The organism is Streptomyces sp. NPDC000229 (assembly GCF_040300825.1).
Taxonomy (GTDB): Bacteria; Actinomycetota; Actinomycetes; order Streptomycetales; family Streptomycetaceae; genus Streptomyces.
In genome coordinates, this window is sequence record NZ_JBEPEL010000106.1 from 1 (window position 1) to 21,021 (window position 21,021).

General features: G+C 71.3%; 17 protein-coding genes and 1 pseudogene. 12 read left to right on the forward strand and 6 right to left on the reverse strand.

Features of this window, described 5'->3' with window-relative positions; all coding sequences use genetic code 11:
- Window positions 1-50: 50 nt before the first annotated feature.
- From ABT360_RS32045 to nudC, 3 genes and pseudogenes are all read left to right on the forward strand, one after another.
- Window positions 51-839, forward strand: a pseudogene (locus ABT360_RS32045) (PD-(D/E)XK nuclease family protein); the annotation flags it as partial.
- Between the two features lie 10 nt (window positions 840-849).
- Window positions 850-2,256, forward strand: coding sequence for a dipeptidase (locus ABT360_RS32050; RefSeq protein WP_351824422.1), 1,407 nt, complete (start codon window positions 850-852; stop codon window positions 2,254-2,256).
- Window positions 2,257-2,332: 76 nt separating this feature from the next.
- Window positions 2,333-3,280 (forward strand): NAD(+) diphosphatase, encoded by a 948-nt coding sequence (gene nudC, locus ABT360_RS32055; protein WP_351824425.1) that lies wholly within the window; start codon window positions 2,333-2,335, stop codon window positions 3,278-3,280.
- 53 nt (window positions 3,281-3,333) lie between these two features.
- Here the strand turns inward: nudC and ABT360_RS32060 are convergent, their stop codons facing one another.
- The 5 genes from ABT360_RS32060 to ABT360_RS32080 are packed head-to-tail and all read right to left on the reverse strand — an operon-like array spanning window position 3,334 to window position 8,686.
- Window positions 3,334-4,653, reverse strand: coding sequence for an outer membrane protein assembly factor BamB family protein (locus ABT360_RS32060; protein WP_351824428.1), 1,320 nt, complete (start codon window positions 4,651-4,653; stop codon window positions 3,334-3,336).
- Window positions 4,654-4,696: 43 nt separating this feature from the next.
- Window positions 4,697-5,695, reverse strand: a complete 999-nt coding sequence (locus ABT360_RS32065; RefSeq protein ID WP_351824430.1) for a hypothetical protein — start codon at window positions 5,693-5,695, stop codon at window positions 4,697-4,699.
- Window positions 5,692-6,186, reverse strand: coding sequence for a hypothetical protein (locus tag ABT360_RS32070; RefSeq protein ID WP_351824432.1), 495 nt, complete (start codon window positions 6,184-6,186; stop codon window positions 5,692-5,694). Before ABT360_RS32070 ends, ABT360_RS32065 begins: the two co-directional genes overlap by 4 nt.
- Window positions 6,183-6,860, reverse strand: a complete 678-nt coding sequence (locus ABT360_RS32075) for a hypothetical protein (protein ID WP_351824434.1) — start codon at window positions 6,858-6,860, stop codon at window positions 6,183-6,185. Before ABT360_RS32075 ends, ABT360_RS32070 begins: the two co-directional genes overlap by 4 nt.
- A gap of 2 nt (window positions 6,861-6,862) precedes the next feature.
- Window positions 6,863-8,686 (reverse strand): type IV secretory system conjugative DNA transfer family protein, encoded by a 1,824-nt coding sequence (locus tag ABT360_RS32080; protein ID WP_351824437.1) that lies wholly within the window; start codon window positions 8,684-8,686, stop codon window positions 6,863-6,865.
- 225 nt (window positions 8,687-8,911) lie between these two features.
- Between ABT360_RS32080 and ABT360_RS32085 the strand changes: the two genes are divergently transcribed.
- The 8 genes from ABT360_RS32085 (at window position 8,912) to ABT360_RS32120 (ending at window position 18,585) form a co-directional block, all read left to right on the forward strand.
- A complete protein-coding gene (locus ABT360_RS32085) occupies window positions 8,912-10,057 on the forward strand; it encodes a conjugal transfer protein (RefSeq protein WP_351824440.1) in 1,146 nt (381 codons plus the stop codon).
- Between the two features lie 59 nt (window positions 10,058-10,116).
- Window positions 10,117-10,365, forward strand: coding sequence for a hypothetical protein (locus ABT360_RS32090; RefSeq protein WP_351824442.1), 249 nt, complete (start codon window positions 10,117-10,119; stop codon window positions 10,363-10,365).
- On the forward strand, window positions 10,365-10,949 hold the full coding sequence (locus tag ABT360_RS32095; protein ID WP_351824445.1) for a hypothetical protein: 585 nt from the start codon (window positions 10,365-10,367) through the stop codon (window positions 10,947-10,949). The genes ABT360_RS32090 and ABT360_RS32095 overlap by 1 nt, the downstream gene beginning before the upstream one ends.
- Window positions 10,946-13,516, forward strand: coding sequence for an ATP-binding protein (locus ABT360_RS32100; protein WP_351824448.1), 2,571 nt, complete (start codon window positions 10,946-10,948; stop codon window positions 13,514-13,516). Before ABT360_RS32095 ends, ABT360_RS32100 begins: the two co-directional genes overlap by 4 nt.
- 37 nt (window positions 13,517-13,553) lie before the next feature.
- Window positions 13,554-15,665 (forward strand): hypothetical protein, encoded by a 2,112-nt coding sequence (locus ABT360_RS32105; RefSeq protein ID WP_351824452.1) that lies wholly within the window; start codon window positions 13,554-13,556, stop codon window positions 15,663-15,665.
- Between the two features lie 100 nt (window positions 15,666-15,765).
- Window positions 15,766-16,566, forward strand: coding sequence for a hypothetical protein (locus tag ABT360_RS32110; protein WP_351824455.1), 801 nt, complete (start codon window positions 15,766-15,768; stop codon window positions 16,564-16,566).
- Entirely contained in the window at window positions 16,563-17,693 is a 1,131-nt protein-coding gene (locus ABT360_RS32115) for a peptidase M23 (protein WP_351824458.1), read from the forward strand. Before ABT360_RS32110 ends, ABT360_RS32115 begins: the two co-directional genes overlap by 4 nt.
- A 73-nt stretch (window positions 17,694-17,766) precedes the next feature.
- The gene (locus ABT360_RS32120) at window positions 17,767-18,585 is read left to right on the forward strand and encodes a hypothetical protein (protein ID WP_351824461.1); all 819 of its coding nucleotides are present in this window, start codon (window positions 17,767-17,769) and stop codon (window positions 18,583-18,585) included.
- 125 nt (window positions 18,586-18,710) lie between these two features.
- On the opposite strand, the gene ABT360_RS32125 is transcribed toward ABT360_RS32120, so the two are convergent.
- Window positions 18,711-18,968: a mycoredoxin gene (locus tag ABT360_RS32125; protein ID WP_351824467.1), complete on the reverse strand. Its 258-nt coding sequence runs from the start codon at window positions 18,966-18,968 to the stop codon at window positions 18,711-18,713.
- Window positions 18,969-19,121: 153 nt separating this feature from the next.
- On the opposite strand from ABT360_RS32125, the gene ABT360_RS32130 reads away from it, so the two are divergent.
- On the forward strand, window positions 19,122-21,021 hold a 1,900-nt coding region (locus ABT360_RS32130; RefSeq protein ID WP_351824464.1), incomplete at its 3' end, for an ATP-dependent helicase.

Genomic DNA, 21,021 nt, shown 5'->3' on the forward strand with positions numbered 1-21,021 from the left:
GGTCGGTGTCGTAGCGCCGCGCGATCAGGTCCGAGTAGGTGAACTCGTCGCCCTCCTCGCCGCCCGCCGACGCCCGGCAAGAGCAGCCCGGCGGCGCCCGCCCGGGGGAGCGCCTCACGCCCGAGGAGGCCCGCACCATCGCGTCCTGGGACCGCGACCTGGACGCCCTCACCGGGGAGCTCCTCCGCGCCCGTGCCACCACCCGGGACGTCCTCCTCCCGGCGTCCCTGTCCGCCTCCCAGCTGCTGCGCCTGGCCGCCGACCCCGATGGTTTCGCGCAGGAGCTGGCCCGCCCCATGCCGCGCCCGCCGCAGCCCGCCGCGCGGCGCGGGACACGGTTCCACGCGTGGGTGGAGGCCCGGTTCGAGGAGCTGCCCCTGCCGATGCTGGGGCCGGACGAGCTCCCCGGCGGGGAGGTGTACGCCGATGAGCCGGAGATCGCCGACGAGCGGGACCTGGCCGCGCTCAAGGAGGCGTTCGAGAACACCCCGTACGCCCACCGCACCCCCCACCGCGTCGAGGCGCCGTTCCAGCTCGCCCTCGCCGGCCGGGTCGTCCGCGGCCGCATCGACGCCGTCTACCACGACCGCGAAAGCGGTACGTACGAGATCGTCGACTGGAAGACCAACCGCTCCCGCACCGCCGACCCCCTCCAGCTCGCGGTCTACCGGCTCGCCTGGGCCGAGCAGCACGACCTGCCGCTCGACGCGGTCACGGCCGCCTTCGTCTACGTCCGCACGGGCGAGGTCGTCCGCCCGGACGACCTCCCCGGACGCGACGGGATCGAGCGCATCCTGCTCCGTGGGACGGCCGACGGGACGACCCCCGATGCCCGATAGGCTCAAGGGCATGAGCGACACCCCGGACAGCGCCGTCCAGTCAGTACGTACGTACATAGAGCAGCACCGCGCCGCCTTCCTCGACGACCTCGTCGAGTGGCTGCGCATTCCGTCCGTGTCGGCCCAGCCCGCGCACGCCGCGGATGTACGGCGCAGTGCCGAGTGGCTCGTGGCGAAGCTGAAGGAGACCGGCTTCCCGGTCGCCGAGGTGTGGGAGACCGAAGGAGCCCCGGCGGTCTTCGCCGAGTGGCCCTCCGGCGAGGAGAACGCCCCCACCGTCCTGGTCTACGGCCACCACGACGTGCAGCCCGCCGCCCGTGAGGACGGCTGGGACACCGACCCCTTCGATCCGGTGATCCGCGGAAACCGGCTCCACGCGCGCGGTGCCGCCGACGACAAGGGCCAGGTGTTCTTCCACACCCTGGGTGTGCGCGCACATCTCGCGCTGACCGGCCGCGCCGCCCCCGCCGTCAACCTCAAGCTGCTCGTCGAGGGTGAGGAGGAGTCCGGCTCCCCGCACTTCCGGGCGCTGGTCGAGCGCCACCGCGACCGTCTCGCCGCGGACGCCGTGGTCGTCTCGGACACGGGCATGTGGTCGGAGACGACGCCCACCGTGTGCACCGGCATGCGGGGCCTGGCGGACTGCGAGATCGAGCTGTACGGCCCGGACCAGGACATCCACTCCGGTTCGTTCGGCGGCGCCGTGCCGAACCCGGCCACGGTCGCCGCCCGAATCGTCGCCGCGCTCCACGACGAACACGAGCACGTCACGATCCCCGGCTTCTACGACGGCATCGCGGAGCTCACCGACGCCGAGCGCGAGCTGATCGCGGAACTGCCCTTCGACGAGGACTCCTGGCTGACGACCGCCAAGTCGTACGGGACGCTCGGCGAGGCCGGCTACTCCACCCTGGAGCGGGTGTGGGCCCGCCCGACCGCCGAGGTCAACGGCATCGGCGGCGGCTATCAGGGCCCCGGCGGCAAGACGATCATTCCCTCGTCCGCCCGGCTGAAGCTGTCGTTCCGCCTGGTCTCGGGCCAGGACCCGTACATGATCGAGACGGCCGTACGCGCCTGGGTCGCCGCCCGCGTCCCCGCCGGCATCCGCCACAAGATCACCTTCCGGGCGCCGACCCGCCCCTGCCTGACCCCGCTCGACCACCCGGCTCTCCAGTCGGTCGTACGGTCGATGAGCCGGGCCTTCGACGGCGCGAAGATCCGCTTCACGCGCGAGGGCGGCTCGGGCCCCGCCGCCGACCTCCAGGACGTGCTGGCCGCGCCGGTGCTGTTCCTGGGCATCTCCGTACCGTCCGACGGCTGGCACGCGCCGAACGAGAAGGTCGAGCTGGACCTGCTGCTCAAGGGCGTGGAGACGGCCGCCCACCTGTGGGGCGACCTGTCGGCCGCACTCCGCTGAGCCGCACCCCGCCGCGGGACACGCAGCTGAACAGACACCCAGGAGAACCCATCCACCGGGGGAGTTGGAAGCATCAGTGAGCACCATCAGTAACGAGGCCGGCTACCGGCCGATCGGCCTCACCGCTCCGAGCGGCATCGACCGCGCGGCGCACCACCGACTCGACGAGGCGTGGCTGGCCGCGGCATGGAGCCACCCGACGACCCGGGTCTTCGTCGTGTCCGGCGGGCAGGTCCTGATCGACGACACCCCCGACGGCCGTACCGAACTGGTCATGACCCCCGCCTTCGAGGCGCCGGTCACCGAGACCCACCGGTACTTCCTGGGCACCGACGCCGAAGGTGTCAGCTACTTCGCGTTGCAGAAGGACTCCCTGCCCGGCCGCATGGACCAGTCCGCGCGGCCGGCCGGTCTGCGCGAGGCCGGGCTGCTGCTGTCCCCGCGCGACGCCGGACTGATGGTCCACGCGGTGGCGCTGGAGAACTGGCAGCGGCTGCACCGCTTCTGCTCGCGCTGCGGTGAGCGCACGGTGATAGCGGCCGCCGGCCACATCCGCCGCTGCCCCGCGTGCGGCGCCGAGCACTACCCGCGTACCGACCCGGCGGTGATCATGCTGGTGACGGACGAGGAGGACCGGGCGCTGCTGGGCCGGCAGGTCCACTGGCCGGAGGGCCGTTTCTCAACGCTGGCCGGCTTCGTGGAGCCGGGCGAGTCGATCGAGCAGTCCGTTGCCCGGGAGGTCTTCGAGGAGGCCGGGGTGACGGTCGGCGAGGTGGAGTACGTCGCCAGCCAGCCGTGGCCGTTCCCGTCGAGCCTGATGCTGGGCTTCATGGCGCGGGCCACCTCGTCGGAGATCAACGTCGACGGGGACGAGATCGAGGAGGCCCGCTGGTTCTCCCGGGAAGAGCTGCGGGCCGCGTTCGAGTCCGGCGAGGTCCTTCCCCCCTACGGAATCTCGATCGCGGCCCGTCTGATCGAGCTCTGGTACGGCAAGCCGCTGCCGAAGCCCGGGAACGCGGCGTAGCGCCGGTACGGCGTGCCCCGCCGAGCCGTCGGCCGAACGTACGCCCCGGCCGGTCAGCCGACGGCGGGGTACGCCTCCAGACTGCCCATGTTGCCCTTCACCAAGCCGACCGTGCCATCGAGCACGGCCGGGGCCACCCCCGGCTCCACTTCGCGGTCCGCACCGGTCCGCGCGTCCAGGACCACGGGCCCGCCGCCCTCCACCTCGCCGTAGACGGCGCCATGCCAGGTGGCCGTGACCTCGAGCGACGTGCGGTCCGCCGTGGGCAGCGACCACAACTGCTTGCCGGAGGCCACGTCATGGGCGACCACGCGCTCGTAGGTGTACGCGATGCCGCACACGACGACGCTGCGTTCGTCGAAGGAGCACACCCAGTCGTCCGTGCCGGTGGACCCGCCGAGGGGCAGGCGGACGCGCGGCTTGCCCGTTCTGACGTCGATGACGTCCACGGAGTCGTCCCCGAAGTCACCGAAGAGGGACGAGTACGTCGCCTCGACCTGGACGACACCGGTGCCGATCGACCGCGCCTTGAGCGTGTTGCTCCTCGTGTACTGCTCCCACAGCTTGCCGCCGTCTTTCGGCGAAAGACCCACCAGCTTGGTGAACTCCGCCTTGAACGGCTCGGCGTGGTTCTCGGCGGTGAACTCCTCGGAGCTCTTGACCACGCCGACGACCGCTCCGCCGCTGTAGACGGGGTCGGTCAGACCGGCGTCCTGCTTGTCCCACAGCCTCTTCCCGGTCGCGGGGTCGAGTGCCCACACGGCCCCTCCGTCGGAGAAGACGGCCGCACCGCTGTCCGCACCGATGAGCTTGCCGGAGGTGTCGATCACCTGGCTCCACCGCTTGCCACCGGAACGGGCATCGAGGGCCACGACCGCCGTCGACGATGCCGACGCCTTCGATGTGCCGGTGCCGCCCGTCACGGTGCTCACAGCGGCGATCACGACGGTACGGCCCGGAAGCTGCACCACCGCGGGCACCGGTACCTCCGCCACCGGACGGTCACTGAGCGGGGCGGACCAGACGACCTCGCCGTTCGCGGTGTCGTAGGCGGACACCTGCTTGCCGTCGGACGCGTAGGCGATCCCCTTGTGCAAGGCGAACGAGGCCCGGCTGAACCTGGTCTGGCCGACATCCTCAGGTGACACCTTGAGAGCGTCCGGCAGCCGGGTCTCCTTCTGGGCGTCGAACCTCACTGGCGGGTCGTAACTCTTGCGCGGCGCGGCGGACGGCGACGCGGAGGCGGACGGCACCGACGTGGCGGCGGACGGGGACGCCTGGGAACCGGCCCGGCCGCCGCCGTCCGATCCGTTGTCCCCGCCGCACGCGGTGAGGGCGCCTCCTATGAGGACGGCTGTGGCCAGCGCGGTCAATGATCGTCGGGATCGCAAAGAGGAGCCTTTCATCGTGTCGTCGTCACAGACGGGGGCCCTTGGGTCCCTGCCTGAGGTCGGGCAGCGGCGAGTCGGTCAGGGAAGGAGCGGCGTTCTGCGTGCGCTGCGCCGGAAGCTCCGGGGGAGTGATCCGGTCGCGCAGACCGGGGCCGTCGTCCTCCAGCAAGGCGGCCAGGTCCTCGCTGACCTCCGCCTCCACCACGGGTTCGGTGGCCGTCTCCACCGGTTCGGTGGCTTCGGCCCCGGCCGCCTTGGCCGAGTGGCCGGCGCGTACTTCCGCCTCGTAGGCCCGGACTTCTTCGATGACCTGGGGCCGGACCGCGGGGTTGAGCGTGGCCCGGACCTTGCGCTCCCCGAGCTCCTCGACGCCAGGAGGAATCTCGACGTTCTGGTAGCGCTCGTTCTGGAGGAGGTCGACCGCCTGCTCGTACTCCTTCGCGAGCTCGGGGTCGTCCTCGAACTTCTGGGTGAAGTACCCGGCCCGGGATATCTCGTACAGCTCGTGGTTGTCCATCTTCGCCCGGAAGCTCTCGGGCGTATGGAACTGGAGCTCGAACTTCTCGGGCCTCTCGGAGTGTTCCCAGGTCGTATTGAGACCCTTGTACACCGGGTCTTCCCAGGTGTTCTTCTCCGAGCCCGGCGTCGGGCGGTACCCCTGCTCGCGCAGCTGCTCGTACACCTGCTTCGTGCCGGCGGTGTACTCCTCGGCGGGGAACGTCAGGGTGTAGCGGTGGAGGTCGTTGGTCTTCCGCAAAGGCTTTTCGACGGCGACGCCGCGCATCGCCGGCCTCGCCACCTTGCGCCGCAGCGAGTCCAGGCCCTTGAGCGAGTACTCCAGCCCTTCGAGTTGGCCGCCCCGGCCGGCGACCGACGACTGCACCGCCCGCAGCTTCCGGTCCAGCTCGGCCTGTACCTGCCGTGCCTGCTGCCAGTGGTCGGTGACCACCTTGTTCTGTTCAGGCGTGAGCCGGAAGCCGGAATCGGTTCCTTCCCCGCGCCATGCCCCCGTGTCGTCGATCACAGATCAGTCGCTCCGCTCACGCCGCGGACCTGCCGCAGCAGGCGCTCGGCCTCATCAGGGGTGACCTCGGCGAGAAACGTGACCTCGTCGGCCCGTGCGCTGAAGTACTCGAAGACCCTGTCTGTCGGCTCCCACGTGTTGCCCACCATGAAGGCCTCGTCGTAAATGCGCTCGGGGCTGCGCCGCCGCCGTACCACCGAGAACGGAGCCTCACCGTTCCGCCAGGCCGCCTCGTCCTCGTACTCCGCCCAGTACCGCACCCACCCCTGACGGTCCGCCTCCAACTCCTTGGCACGCTCGGCCGTCACGGGGTGCAGCGCCTCGGGCAGCGGCTGCATCCTCACCGGGTTGTCCTGGCCAACCCTGCGCCATTCCCAGGACAGCAGGGACAGGTACTCCCAGGAGTCGCCGCTGCGCCGCCAGAGGCTGCTCGGCCGCTCCACGGTGTAGCCGGGGTCGGTGTCGACGAAGTACTCGTACTGCTCGCTCATGCGTCGTTCCTCCTCGTGCGCGAGGCGTTGATACGCGCCTCGAGAGCCGCCGGGTCGGTGAGGCGCCCCGGGCGGTCGGGTGAATGGTCGGACTCGCAGCCCTTGAACATGTAGTTCTGCCGGATCCGTTCGAGCGTCGGCCAGAGCCACATCTGGTGCCAGTAGGCCATCTCCTGCCCCGCTCCTCCCGAAGCCGCGTCGGCCTCGGACGCGGCGAGCCACGCCCCGCGCAGCCCGGCGAGCTCCTCCGTCACGCCGCCGTGCGCGGGCCAGCAGGGCCAGATGCGCAGGTGGAGCTGGGGCGCGTAATGGCCACTGAGCCAGTCGACCCAGGCAGCCAGGTCCCGCCAGTCGCGCTCCGTCGCGCGGTACGACCAGGGGCTGCCCACGGGCCGGTCGGTCCCGGGCGGTGAGGCGGTGGAGGCGCCGGGACCGCTCCGGGAGGGGCGGCCCTGCTCCAGGGCGTCGAGACGGCCCAGGATCTCCCTCAGTACCTCCTCCACCTCGCGCTGGTCGTTCTTCACGCGCGTGGCGAAGGCGCGCACCAGCGCTTCCAGCTTCTCGCGGTGCTGCCGTACGGCCGCGACGTCCTGGGCGAGGCGCTCCACTGCCGTGGCGGCCGGGCCGGCCTGGGGGGTCTGCATGGCCGGGGCGGCCGGATGCGTCTGCTCCATGCTCACCTCTTGTCCAGGCTCGGTCCGACACGGCGTGCCCGCGTGGCATGCTCGGCGGCCCGCAGCTGCTTGCCGTCGCGCCGCGCGTCCCAGGGCACGAGCTCGGCGATGACACCGGGCGCTCCCCGGAACAGCAGCAGCGCCTGCCCGCCGGGCAGTTGCCGGATCTCCTCCGGCCGGAGCACCCGCCGCTCCCGTTCCGCCTGGGACGTGGTGGAGACGAAGAGGCGGTTGGACTCGCGGGACGTCGACACCTCCGCCATCTCCGTCTCACCCACCAGTTCGGAGAAGCGGCGCAGAGCCTCGATGTCCTTGAGCCCGCCCATGACGAGAGTGGCGGCGGCGTTGTCGAGGAGGGTGTCGGCCTCCTGCTCGCCCCAGCGCAGGATGGCCTGGGCGAGGGACTGCAGGGCGTACACGATGTGGATGCCGTAACCGCGGGCGTCGGAGGCCAGGGAGGGAAGTTTCGGCAGCGGCGCGACGTTGGCGACCTCGTCCAGGACCAGACGCAGGAACGGGTCCAGCCGGCCCGACGGGAGTCTCGGGGCGCGTCGCTTGGCGGCGTCGACGACCTCGCCGAGCAGCATCGTGGTGAGCGGCGAGACGTTGGTGGAGGCGTTGGCGTCGCTGATGAGCACGAGGGTGTCGCGGGAGGCCACGAAGCGGTCCGGGTCGAAGACCGGAACGCCTTCCTGAGGGGTGACGCACCGCAGCACCTTCCGAAGGGCGAGCGGTTCGATCTGCGCCGCGAGGGTCTGACGCGTGGAGGCGACCGTCTCGTCCGCTCCGGTCGAGACGGACCTCAACAGGACGTCCCAGCCCGGCTCGGCGCCGGGGTGGTCGGTGAGGATGGTGCGTGGCTCGTCGGCGTTCTCCAGGTTGGTCGCCCAGCGCATCACGTGCTCGATGGTCCGGCCTTCGAGTGCAGCGGCGTGGAGCAGCCGGGTCAGGGCGGAGGACGCCGTCTGCTGGAAGAAGCCGGCGTTGGTGGACGAGGAGTCGTCGGCCCCCATGCCGACGGAGAACGACAGCGCCCTTGAAGTCGCCGTCTCGCCGTCCTGGCAGCCCGCGACCGGGTCCCACACCATACGCTCGGGCCACCCGACGGTGTCGAGGGGGTCGAAGACCCACACCCGGCCCATGCGGGAGCGGGGTTCCGCGATGACGTCCAGGACGTCGGCGCGGGTCGAGGTGACGACCAGGGGGCCGGGTGCGTCCAGGCAGGCCGGGATGACGACGGTGCGGGACTTGCCCGCTCCGGAGGGCGCGATGACGGCGACGGAGTCCTCGGGTGTGGCCACCAGCGGCTGCCCGGTGCCGAGTTGACGGCCGAGGAACCAGCCGACCTCGCTGAGGTCCGCCTTGGCTGCCGCCCGGGCGTCGAAACTGCCGTCGCTGCGGGTGAACGTCGTCGCCCGGGTCTGTGCGGCCGACTTGCGGGCCCGCTGCTCACCGAGGGCGTAACGGGCCTCGTTCGCCGAAGCCAGTCCTTCGCCGCTGCGGCTCGTCGACCGCTGCCGTACTCGGCGAGCCACCGACCACACCAGGGCGGCGGGTACGAGCAGGAAGGCGGCCCAGACGGTGAGCGTGACGCCGGCCGAGGCCGGACGCACCCCGTCACCGAGTGCGCCGAGCGGTTCGTGGACGATGAGCGCCGCAACGGTGGAGGCGACGTCGGACACGGCCAGGCCGTCCGCGGTCGCCCACACCGCGAGGTGCCAGGCGACGGCCGTCGCGGCGATCAGGCAGACCGCTCTCAGGATGGTCGTCTCACCGCTGGAACCGGCCTTCTGCGGCTTGCGTCCAAGATCACGTCCGCGGCTCATTACCGCTCCCCCGAAGTACTGAACTCGCCCTGCCGGGCGACGTCATGATGCTGCACGACCGTAGCAGCCGCAATTTCGAGGGTGCTTGAGAGGCCGGAGGACGGACGGAAACCATAGGACTGTCGGACGATGCGGTTAGACTCGGCGCCGCCCTCAACACGGGGCCGCCGGCCGGCCTGTCGGATCCGGCTGTTGAAGCGATCAACGGGGTACGGGGAAGTCGGCATGGGGGCATTGCCCAAGGCCATTCGCGTCATTCTCAACCTGCCGGAACCACGGCAGCAGCAGACGGAGCGCCGGACGCCTCCCGAGCAGGGCGGCGGAGTGCGGCCCGGCCAAGCGGGGCCCGGGCAGGCCAACCCCTGGGTGGAGGCAGCCCGGCGGCTGGAGCCGGCGAACGCACCGGCCGGCCCGGCAAGCGGCGAGGGCCGCCCGGCGGTCGGTGCGACGGGCACGGCCGGCGGCCGGCCCGGCTCCGACGGTGTTCCCGGCGGCGTGCCGTGGAACGTCCAGGAGGAGACGAGCGGTGCCAGGTTCGCCCGTCGGTTCGGGCGCGGCCTGCTGTGGACGGTCGTCGCCCTTGCCGCGATCACCGGTGTCCGTTCGTGGTTCTTCCCCGACAAGCCGCCGCCGGCGCCCGCGCCGGTGGTCCAGGCCGCGCCCCGCTACGCCGAGGCCCAGGCCCAGGCGGTCGCCGCGCGCTTCGCCCGTGCCTACCTGACGTGGAGTGAGGATGCCGTGGCCCAGCGGGAGAGTGCCCTGGCCCTGGATCTGGCGCCCGGCGTGGACGTCCGGCTCGGATGGGACGGCAAGGGCACCCAGCGCGTGGACGAGCTGTACCCGGGGACGGTGACCGTGCTCAAGGACGGCCGGGCAAGAGTGCGCGTCGAGGCACTGGTGTCGGGCGCCGCTGCTGCGACGGCGAAGGCGTCGGGACAATGGATCGGACTGGACGTTCCGGTCGCTCGGGTGGGCGAGCGGATCGTCGTGACCGGCGCGCCCGGCGTCGTCGCGCTCGTCAGGCCGGCCGCGCCGGCTCCCTGGGAGGCGCCGGAAGCCGACGCCGAGATGTCCACGCGTACCAAGGGTGTCGTAGAGCAGTTCTTCAAGCAGTACGCCGCCGGGGACCCGTCCGCGGTCGCCGCCCCAGGGGTGCGGATTCCGGCACTGCCCAAGGGCTATGCCCTGGTGGCGGTGAACAACTGGACGGTCGATCTCGCCAAGGGCGACGAGCGGACGGGGACCGCGGTGGTGACGTGGAGTAGCTCCGGCGGAACCGTTTCCCAGACGTATCGCGTCAGCATCACTCGTGTGGCCTCTGCGAACGCGGGGCGTTGGCAGGTCTCGGGCCTCCACGGCGGAGCGTACTGACCGGCGGGATCACGTGTACGAAGGCCCATCACAGACAGAATCACTGAAAGGCGCATGGCATGTCCATGATGGAAATTGCGGCTCCACTGACGGATGGGACGCAGCTCAAGGACTGGGTCCTGCTCATCGCAGGGAACATCTTCATCGTCATCCTCGCGGTCCGCGGCATCGGCTACTACGCCAAGCGGGAATGGGGTGAGCTGATCGGCCACCTCATGGCCGCAGTGGTGATCGCCGGAATCGTGTACGCGCCGAACGTCGCCATCGGCTTGTTCCGGGGAATCTGGGAGAAGGTCGCGGGAGCCTGATGCGCAAGGGCTACACGTTCACCCGCCACTTCGACCTGGAGACGCGGCAGCACGAACTGATGGGCCTGGACCTGGGTGAAGGGGTGCCGAGGCGGACCCTGATACTCGGCGTGGCACTGTTCGCCACGTGGTGCGGCGCCCTCGTGCTGATCTTCGGCGCCCCGTCCAAGTACACCTTCTCGCTGTACATGCTCCCGCCCCTGATCATCGCCGTACTCGGGGCGCAGCGGAACCGCAGGGTGGACCGGCGGCGCAACCTGACGTGCTGGGCGCTCACCTGGCGGTACGTCACGAGCGGGCACCGGCCCCTGATCAACGGCGGCCGCCGGGCCGCCGAGCGCTCGGAGTGGATCCCGGTACGGGCCCGCTGGGGCGACCGGATCGAGCAGCTGATCGACCTCCCGGGCTTCGGCGGCCTGGAACCCCTTCTCAGCGGCGAGAACAAGCCGGCTCCGGCGGCCTCTCCCGTGCGGCTGGACGCCCGGGCGCGCATGTACGGCCCCGACCGCGTCTGGCATGCGCGCAAGAAGGCCGGCCTGACCGACAAGAAGACGTCCCCATCCAGCAGGAAGGCGAAGGCGTGAAGCTCACCAAGGCACTCGGACGCTTCATGGGCCTCGGACCCGAGCGGGCACTACCGCCTCCTCGTTACGAGGCACTCGCGGACGGTCTGGTCATCACCGACACCGTCGCCGAGGCATGGTTCGTGCTCTCCGGATCCAACACCGATCTCATGGCCGAACCGGCTCGCGACGCGGAGCAGGACACCATCTCCTCGGTCCTGGCCCGAACCCTGGCCGGCTACGAATGCCACCTCAAGGTCCTGTGGTCACCGCTCAACGCGGCCGACTACATCGACGAGGCCGAGGAGCTGTTCTCCGCCGGCCACTACCGGGAGTGGACACAACTGCGCGTCGACCGGCTCGACATGCTGCAGCTCCCCACCCGTCACCTGCTCCTGGGCGTGCGGATCGCCGAGCGGAACAACCAGACCAAGGCCAAGAGCCGGGCCGGCTTCCAGGAGGCCCTGGGACTGGGCACGCGTGCCGTCTCGTACAAGGAACTCGCCCGTCTGGACGCCCTGACACGGCGCCTCGGCCGACAACTGGAGAGCACCCCGTGGAGGGCCCGGCCCGCCACGGTGGAGATGCTCGCCTGGATGATCGCGCGCGAACAGCACCGTGCCGCGCCGCTCCCCGCGGCCAACGGCGACGGAGCGATCTCCGGTGCCAAACTGGCCCAACTCACCCAGGGCAAGGTCATGCCCTACCCGGACCACCTCCAGGTCGTCGACGGCCGCGGCGAGGTGGCGGCCTGGGTCTCCGTGCTGGCCATGACCGGATTCCCGGAGGAGATGGAGAGCCCGGGCAGCGGTGAATGGCTGCGTGCCGTCTCGGAGATCACCTACATCCCGGAGAACGAGGGCGACACGTTCCAGGACTTCGGGCAGATTCCCGTCGTACCCGTCAATCCCGAAGTCTCCGTCCGGTTCGAGGTGATGCACAAACGGGACGCCCTCAAGACCATCGACGAAGTCCGCCGGCTCGCCAAGGAGCAGCGTCAGTCGGCCGCCAAACACTCGGCGGGCGAGGCCGGCCGGGAGATCGAGGAAACCGAGCAGGTCATGGCCGAGCTCGCCCGCGACATGAAGCGGGACGACGTGACCCTGATCGAGGACCACCCGAGGCTCGTCGTCTCCAGTGACGTCGGCCTGGAGGACCTGCGGGCCAAGGTGGACGCCGTCGTCTCCTACTACGGCGGTCTCGGCATCGAGGTCGTCGTCGGCACCGACGAACAGCGGGAGCTCTGGATCGAGTCACAGCCCGGAGACCTGGTCCGCGTCGCGGACCTCGGCCACACCCGCACGGTGGACGCCTTCGCCGGCTCCTGGTTCTGGGGCGGCGCACAGGTCGGTGACGACAAGGGGCCGATCATCGGCTACCTGACGGGCTCCACTCCCGGTGTGGTCCGCAACGACCTCACGGCGGGCAGCGAGCGCGGCGACGCGACCACCACCGCCTTCATCGGCCGCTCCGGCCGGGGCAAGACCACCGGCATGATGCTGAGCCTGCTCGACGCCGGCTTCCGTGAGGCGTTCGTCCTCGCCCTCGACTTCAAGGGCGACATCGGCGGACTCGTCACCGCGGCCCAGTCCTACGGGCTCAACTCCCACCTGGTCCAGACCGGTACGCACTACGCGGGCGTCGCCGACCTCTTCGGCATGCTGGGCGAGGACGAGCGGGCACAGGTCGAGGTGCCGGCCCAGCTGGGCATCGCCCTGCCCTCGCACCTGCGTGCCCGTGGTGCCGAGACCCCCATCCAGAAGGCCGTCAACCAGGTCGTGGCCGAGGGCGAACCGGCCACCTGGAAGGTGATCCAGCGCCTGCGGACGAGCGAGGACCCGCTCGCCCAGGAGACCGGCGAGGCGCTCTACGAACTCTCCCTCACCGGTGTCGGGGCACCCTTCATGGGGCGGCCGTCGGGCGAGCCGATGCTGGTGCCCAGGCCGGGCCTGTGGGTGGTCCAGATGCCGGGCCTGTCACTGCCGGACGCCGACAGCGACCGCGAGGACTGGAACGTCACCCAGCGCCTGTCGGTCGCCCTGATGCACTCGATGATCGCCTACGCCGTCACCACGGCGGGCCGCAAGGACCTCCGCGGACTGCGCAAGGTCGTGGCCGTCCCCGAGGTGCACGTGCTGACCGCGACCCGGGAGGGCAGCGCGTTCCTCCAGTACATCGCCCGGGTCGGCCGCGCACTGTCGACCGCGCTGGTCGTGGACACCCAGGACCCGGAGAGCCTGGCGGGCCTCACCGGCCTCGTCGAGCAGCTGACCACGGTCTTCGGCTTCCAGCTGACGACACCTCAGCAGCAGAGCGCGCTCGCCGCGCTGCTCGGTCTGCCCGACGACGAGCACACCCGCCGCCTCGTCCAGGCCATCGGCCTTCAGCCGGACGGCGAGATCCGGCACGGTCACTGCATCACCCGTGACCGCAGGTTCTCGTGCGCCACCACGCAGTTCGACATCCCGAGCGGCGACCTGCTCCGGCTGCTCAGCACCACCCCGAAGATCAGTCGCTTCGGTTCGGAGGCGGCGGCCGATGCGGCCACCGGCACCGGTCCGGGCACGATGCAGGAGGCCCTGGCGTGAGCGGGACCGAGGACACCCTTCGAGGCGGGCGGCGCCCATGAGACTGCGTACGCTCGCCGTCCCCGCCATGGGGGCGCTCACGACCGTCATGGTGCTCGCCAACGTCGCCTACGCGGCCGACCCCATCCCGCCGATCGGGGCGGGCGGGCTGATCCCCGAGGTCACCGCTCCTCCGGCCGGGTCCGGGACGCTCTACGAGACGTACTCCACGGACCTCGGCGTCTGGACCCTCGACGAGGACCTCGACACCGGCGTCACCGAGTGGAAGAACAACGCCCGTTACGCCCAGCACCTCATCAACCAGGTGCTGATGGGCATCATCGTGCTGGTCGGCCGCGCCTGCGTGGTGATCACACAGTGGGCGATCAAGGGCGCCTCGATCGACGAGCTGACCGGGCCCATCGTCAACGCCATCTCCGGCGCCGCGGGAACCCTGGTCCCCACGGTGTTGCCGGCCTGTCTGGTCATCGGCGCTCTCGTCGCCTACGGGAACCACCGCAAGGCGCAGGGCTCACAGATGTCGCAGATCGGCTGGCTGGCCGCCGCCGCGATCTTCTCGCTCTCCCTGCTCTCCAGTCCGGCCGTCTGGGTCGACGGCATCAACTCCGTCCGCAACGTCGGCTCGGACGTCTCGTTCACCGTCGCCAACGCCGGGATCGGCCAGCCCGGCGACACTCCCATCAAGCTCTCGCACGAACCGGAGTTCAAGGGCGATGCCAAGAACAACGTGATGCGCAAGGCCGGTGACGCCGTATGGCGGACCTACGTCGCGACCCCCTGGTGCGTGGCGGAGTTCGGCAGCCTCGAAGTCTGCGAGAAGGCCGGCGAGGGACTGCTGAACGAGGCCAAGAAGGACGACGGCAACCGGGGGCAATGGCTCCACCACAACGTCCACGGGGACCCGGACCAGGGCTCGGGCACCTACGTCGGCGACGCCTCCGTCGACTGGCGGCAGGGCATGAACCCGTCCGGCCGGATGATGGTGCTGCTCCTGGGTGTCGTGGCCGTGGTGATCTACGCGGTCCTGGCGCTGATGCTGGCCTTCGCCTCCATCGCGTCACTGCTGGGCGCGCTGATGCTGCTGGTGGCCGGGGCCGTCTTCGCCTGCCTCTGGGTCATCCCGGGCCGGCCCCGGCAGTGGGGTGTCAAGTGGTTCGACGCCCTGCTCGGCATGGTGCTTCAGTCCTGCATCGCCACGCTCGTCCTCTCCTGCGTACTGATCATCACGGTGGTGTGCACCCAGACCGCCGGACAACTGGGCTGGCTCCTGTCCTCCGGTCTGTCGATCACCGCGGCCATCGTGGCGTTCAAGCTCCGCAGGCTCGTGGAGACCATCATGGGGTCGATGAGCGGGCTGAGTGGCGAGGCGGGCATCGCCGGCCTCGCCACCGCCAAGGCCGGTGCGCTCGCGGGCAAGGCGGCGGCTCTCGGCGCCAAGGCGCCGTTCATGGCCGGCCGGAAGGCCGGCGACTTCGTCGGAAAGAGAATGAGCAGGCAGAGCGGCGGCAGCGGGGAAAGCGCCGCGGAAGGCGGCGCGGTGGCCGGCGCCGCCACCCGTGGTGGCCGATTCCGCACCATTGCTCCGCCCGCCCCTCCGGGCGAGCAGCCGACGGGCCGGGGTACCGGTCAGGACCTGGCCAAGGGGCCCGGACCGGACCTCGCGAAGGGGACTGCTCAGGGCCTCGGGAAGGGGCCCGGCCAGGACCTCGGCAAGGGACCTGGTCAGGACCTCGGGAAGGGGACCGGCCGGCCGGCGGGGCGCGACGGCACGCAGGCCGTCGTCGCCGCGGGGACGCAGGGGACCCGCGGGAAGTACGGCAGCCCCGAAGGGGACAAGGCCGGGGGCGCGCGTGCCGGGCACCGGCGCGGACGGACGGCGCCGCCACAGCGCCAGAGTTCCTCGCTCGACGCGATGCAGGACCGGCAGCGCGCACGCCTCGACCGTGCGGAGCGCCGCGGCAGTCAGAGCGGCCAGATCCCGAAGCAGCGCCGCCGGCCCACGAGCACCTCGGACTTCAACTTCCGCAGGATGCAGCCCGGCCGCCGTCCGGCACCGTCGTCCACCCCCCGCTCCATGCCGGTGCAGCGGGGGAGCAGAGCCCTGATGCAGCAGCCGACCGGTGAACGGCGCACGACCGGGGACCGGTAGGCGCCTCGCCGAGCGACCCGGGGTGGGCAGGAGTTGACGCCTGCCCACCCCGGTCGCCGTCCCGCCCACAGCCACATCACGAGACGGGGAAGGAACCTCGGTGGAAAAGAAGCGTCCGGAACGGCCGTCCAGCCCGGAGGACTGGAGGGAACTCCTCAGGACCCAGTACGACTACCCGGACGATCTCGTCCCGGAGGGATCCGGCCGCAAGGCGCGCCGCAGAGCGAAGAAGGAATGGCGTGAGGCGGACCGTGAGAGCCGCAAGGCCTACGTACGCGGCCTGAGGGAGCGGGAACCCGCCTCCCCCGGTGGGATCATCGTGCTGCTCGTGGCGCTCCTGGTGATAGGCGGGGTCGCTTCCTGGCTGTTCCCCAAGTACTCCCAGGACGACGCGAAACCGGCGGACCATGTGCAGGCGAGCCCGACGGCCAACGCCGGGGCGGGCTCGTCCTCCGGGGCCGCCGGACAACCGGCGGCTTCGGCCTCACCCTCGGGGCCGGCCGTCGACCTGTCGGAGCCGGACGGGGTCAGCGCCGCGTTCATCAAGGCGTACCTGACCCGCGACCCCGTCAAGGATCAGGGACCTCAGGCGTCCGTGGAGCGGGCGGAGCCGTGGATGACGAAAAGTCTCCGGGAAAACCTCGTCGCCCATCCCGACCCCGACTACCAGCGCCTCGTCATCCGAGGCGGAGTCGCCACGGTCGGCAAGGTCGAGGTCGCCGAGGCGGGTGACGAACTGCCGGTCGACATCCCGAAGGTGCGCGCCTTCCGCGAGGTGCGCGCATCGATCACCGTGAAGGAGTGGGAGACGGAGACCGAGGTCCGCACACTGCACCTCGAACTCGTCTACACCAAGCAGGGCTGGCTCGTCGCCCGGATCCTGGATCTGGCACAGCGGTGAAGGGCCAAGCCGTACTCAACGCGGCGGCCGGGCTGGCCGGCCGGGCGTTGGGCCTGAAGGTCGGTGCCTTCGGTGCCGCGGTGTTCCTGGTCTTCCTTGTCCTCCTGGGCTTCGTTTCCGGAGGCGGGGAGTCGTCGGCCGACTCGGGCAGCACCTGTCCCGGCAACGCGGACGTGGGCGGAATCGGGGACACCGGACTGCCGCCGAGCCAGGACCAGATCACCAACGCCAAGATCATCGACGGTGTTGCCGTGAAGCGGAAGCTCCCCGGCCGTGCCACGCTGATAGCCCTGATGACGGCGCTTCAGGAGTCGGGGCTGCGGAACATCGACTACGGGGACCGCGACTCGGTCGGCCTCTTCCAGCAGCGGCCGGCGGCCGGCTGGGGGACCGTGGCACAGATCATGAACCCCGAGTACTCCGCCAACGCCTTCTTCGGCGGACGAGGAGCCGGTCATCCCCCCGGTCTCGTGGACATCAAGGACTGGCAGCTCAAGCCGCTCGGGGTGGTGGCCCAGGCCGTTCAGGTCTCCGCCTTCCCCGATCTGTACGCCCCGCGCGAGGGCCAGGCCCGCACCATCGCCAGGCAGGCCGGTATCGACCTGGAGCGGACGGGCGACACCGGGGGACCGGCCCAGCCGATCGACGGCGGTACGGCGTGCACCGACGGCGGGGAGCCGGGCAAGCCGGGCGAGCCGTTCCATGACGGAGCCGCCGACTGGCCGGCGCAGGTGAAGAACCCGCGCTCCACCGCGGACGCCATCGCGTGGGCGAAGAAGGAGGCCCAGGGAGGACCGGACTGGTTCCGGATGTGCCTGGCCTTCACGGCACGCGCGTACGGCTGGAGCTTCTCCGGCACCCCGTACGCGATCGACCACTATCAGAAGGTCATGCCGACCTCGATGCGCCACGACGGCGACCGCAACCCTCCGCCCGGAGCCCTCATGTACTGGGACACCGGCAGCCGGGCGGGCCATGTGGCCGTCTATGTGGGAGACGGGAAGATCGCGAGCAACGACATCAGGCGCGCCGGATACATCGACGTGGTGCCGGCCACGGACCCCGAGACGAAGTGGGGGGCCACCTACCTCGGCTGGTCACCGCCCTACTTCCCCAAGGGGGGATGAGCGTGCGCGGGTCACCAGACCTTAGGCTCCGGTACCGTGAGTCGGCGCGTCACCTGGGGAGGAACTGATACCCGTGCCTGTCATCGCCGACCCTTCGGCCGTGCCGCTGACACCGGTCGTCACCATTCTGCTGAGTGCGGACGGAAGCGTCAGCGTGAACGGTGAGGTCCTGCCCACGGACGGTGATCCCCGGGTGGCCGGACTGGCCGAGGTACGGATCAAGGCCGCGTTCCTCGGGCGGCCCGTCCGGGTCGTCGCCAAGGAACCGGACGGGTCCGTGTGGGCTCTGATCGTGGATGTGGACGGCGCGGTCACTCCGCTGGCCGAGCCGCACCCGCAGCCGCAGCCGGAAGGGGAGGCCCCGGCGCCCGAAGCGGGGACCGCGGCCGGCGCCCGGTCCTCCGCCCGGCCGTCGGTCGACTGGGAGGCCCCACTGCCCGCCGAGTACTCCCCGCTGTGGGACAGGATCCGGGCAGCCGAACTGCAGGGCGACCTGAGGTCCGCCGCGGCCCTGGTCGCGGAGCTCGTCGGTGTGCTCACTCAAAGGCACGGCCCCGAGCATCCGCTCACGCTGAACGCGCAGCTCACGGAGGCGTACTTCGCGCTGCTCGGCCGGGATCACCGCAGGGCCGCCCTGCTGTACGCGCACACGGCCCGCCGGATGGCGACGGCCGGGGCGCCGCAGGAAAGCGTCCAGAAGGCGGCCCGGAACGCCTATGCGAGCTGGAAAGAGGTGGCCAACCCCCTGGCCGCCCTCGAGGTCGGCCGCCAGGTGCTGGCGATGTGGCACGTGGCCGCGGGGGAGGACCGCCGGCCCATCGCGTGGACGGAGCGCCGCCTGCGGGCGCTCTCCGCGCGTATCGAGCACCAAACGACCGACGCCACCCCCTGAGCCCGGCCCCGTACCGGCCCCGTCCCGGTCAGCGGCCCGGCCCCGTCCCGGTCAGCGGCCGGGGCCGGGGCCGGTTCGCGGTCGCGGCCCTCGCCTCGCGGGGAGCCCCGCATCAGTGGCCGCGCTCAGACGGCCAGGGCCTGCTTGACCTGGGCCAGGCTCGGGTTCGTCATGACGACCTCCCCAGCGCCGCCGGAGGGCACCACCCGTACCGTCGGGACGGTCTGGTTGCCCCCGTTGGCCTTCTCCACGAACGCGGCCGACTCGGGGTCCTGCTCGATGTTGATCTCGGTGTACGCGATGCCTTCGCGGTCCAGCTGGCTCTTCAGCCGCCGGCAGTAGCCGCACCAGGTGGTGCTGTACATCGTGACGGATCCCTGCATCGTCTTGCGCTCCTCGGAGTTTCGCTGGGCGGTGTGCTGTCGCACCTGCAGAACGTACGGCTCCGCGCCACCATTCCCGTATTAGTACGACTGCGGGGCCGGCGCTGTGGACAACCGTCCCGTCCGCCTCGGGCGACCTGGCAGCATGGCAGGGTGACAGCAGCAACGCACTCCACTCTCTTCCCGCAGGTCCCGGGCCCGAGCCAGTTCATGGCCCCGCCCCAGGACGCCGACGCGGTGCTCGACGGGCTGGACCCCGAGCAGCGCGAGGTGGCGACCGCCCTGCACGGTCCGGTGTGCGTGCTGGCGGGTGCCGGCACGGGCAAGACACGCGCGATCACCCACCGCATCGCGTACGGCGTCCGGGCGGGGATACTCCAGCCCAGCAGTGTGCTGGCCGTCACCTTCACCAACCGCGCCGCCGGTGAGATGCGCGGCCGGCTGAGGCAGCTCGGCGCGGGCGGCGTCCAGGCGCGCACGTTCCACTCGGCCGCCCTCCGCCAGCTCCAGTACTTCTGGCCGAAAGCGGTCGGTGGCGATCTGCCCCGGCTGCTGGAGCGCAAGGTCCAGCTCGTCGCCGAGGCGGGGGCCCGTTGCCGTGTCCGGCTCGACCGCAATGAGTTGCGGGACGTCACGAGCGAGATCGAGTGGGCCAAGGTCACCCAGACCGTCCCCGCCGACTACCCGGCCGCGGTCGCCAAGGCCCATCGCGACGCCCCGCGCGACCCCGCCGAAATTGGCCAGATCTATGCCATGTACGAGCAGCTCAAGCGGGACCGCGGCGTCATCGATTTCGAGGACGTCCTGCTGCTGACCGTAGGCATCCTCCAGGATCGGCACGACATCGCCGACCAGATCCGCCGCCAGTACCACCACTTCGTGGTGGACGAGTACCAGGACGTCTCACCGCTCCAGCAGCGCCTCCTCGACCTGTGGCTCGGCGACCGCGACAGCCTGTGCGTCGTGGGCGACGCCAGCCAGACGATCTACTCCTTCACCGGCGCCACCCCCGACCACCTGCTGAACTTCCGCACCCGGCACCCGAACGCCACCGTGGTCAAGCTGGTCCGCGACTACCGCTCGACCCCCCAGATCGTCCACCTGGCCAACGGGCTGCTCGCCCAGGCCCGCGGCCGGGCCGCCGAACACCGCCTGGAGCTGATCTCCCAGCGGGACCCGGGCCCCGAGCCCGTCCACACCGAGTACGCCGACGAGCCCGCCGAGGCCGAAGGCACCGCCCGCCGCATCCGCGACCTGATCGCCGCGGGCGTCCCGGCCGGCGAGATCGCCGTGCTCTACCGGATCAACGCCCAGTCGGAGATCTACGAGCAGGCCCTCGCCGACGCGGGCGTGCCCTACCAGCTGCGCGGCGCCGAGCGCTTCTTCGAACGCGCCGAGGTGCGCGAGGCGGGCGTCGCCCTGCGCGGCGCGGCCCGGGCCGGGGGCAACGACCCCCTGCTGGACGACGCCGAGGATCTGCCCTCGCAGGTGCGGGCCGTGCTGTCCACCAAGGGCTGGACCACCGAGCCACCGGCCGGCTCCGGGGCGGTCCGCGACCGCTGGGAATCCCTCGCCGCGCTGGTCCGGCTCGCCGAGGACTTCGCTCGCGCGCAGCCCGGGGCGACCCTCGGTGACCTGGTCGCGGAGCTCGACGAGCGGGCCGCCGCGCAGCACGCCCCCACCGTCCAGGGCGTGACCCTCGCCTCGCTGCACTCGGCGAAGGGCCTGGAGTGGGACGCGGTGTTCCTGGTCGGCCTCACCGAGGGCATGATGCCGATCACCTATGCCAAGACCGACGAGCAGGTCGAGGAGGAGCGCCGCCTGCTGTACGTGGGCGTCACCCGGGCCCGGCTCCACCTCTCGCTGTCCTGGGCCCTGGCCCGCTCCCCGGGGGGCCGCGCCTCGCGCCGCCCGACCCGGTTCCTGACCGGGCTGCGCCCCGGCTCGGCCGCGCCGGGAGCCCGCGAACAGGTGCTGTGCGCCGCCTTCGACCAGGCGGCCGGCGCGGTAGCGGACGTCGCCCTCCAGCAAGGTGAGGATCCGCGACCAGTAC

Excerpts from the sequence above, each read along its gene's own strand:
- ABT360_RS32095 (WP_351824445.1), top strand. The coding sequence starts at position 10,365 with ATGCGCAAGGGCTACACGTTCACCCGCCACTTCGACCTGGAGACGCGG.
- ABT360_RS32085 (WP_351824440.1), top strand. The coding sequence starts at position 8,912 with ATGGGGGCATTGCCCAAGGCCATTCGCGTCATTCTCAACCTGCCGGAA.
- ABT360_RS32125 (WP_351824467.1), bottom strand. The coding sequence starts at position 18,968 with ATGCAGGGATCCGTCACGATGTACAGCACCACCTGGTGCGGCTACTGC.
- ABT360_RS32105 (WP_351824452.1), top strand. The coding sequence starts at position 13,554 with ATGAGACTGCGTACGCTCGCCGTCCCCGCCATGGGGGCGCTCACGACC.
- ABT360_RS32050 (WP_351824422.1), top strand. The coding sequence starts at position 850 with ATGAGCGACACCCCGGACAGCGCCGTCCAGTCAGTACGTACGTACATA.
- ABT360_RS32075 (WP_351824434.1), bottom strand. The coding sequence starts at position 6,860 with ATGGAGCAGACGCATCCGGCCGCCCCGGCCATGCAGACCCCCCAGGCC.
- ABT360_RS32080 (WP_351824437.1), bottom strand. The coding sequence starts at position 8,686 with ATGAGCCGCGGACGTGATCTTGGACGCAAGCCGCAGAAGGCCGGTTCC.
- ABT360_RS32090 (WP_351824442.1), top strand. The coding sequence starts at position 10,117 with ATGTCCATGATGGAAATTGCGGCTCCACTGACGGATGGGACGCAGCTC.
- ABT360_RS32070 (WP_351824432.1), bottom strand. The coding sequence starts at position 6,186 with ATGAGCGAGCAGTACGAGTACTTCGTCGACACCGACCCCGGCTACACC.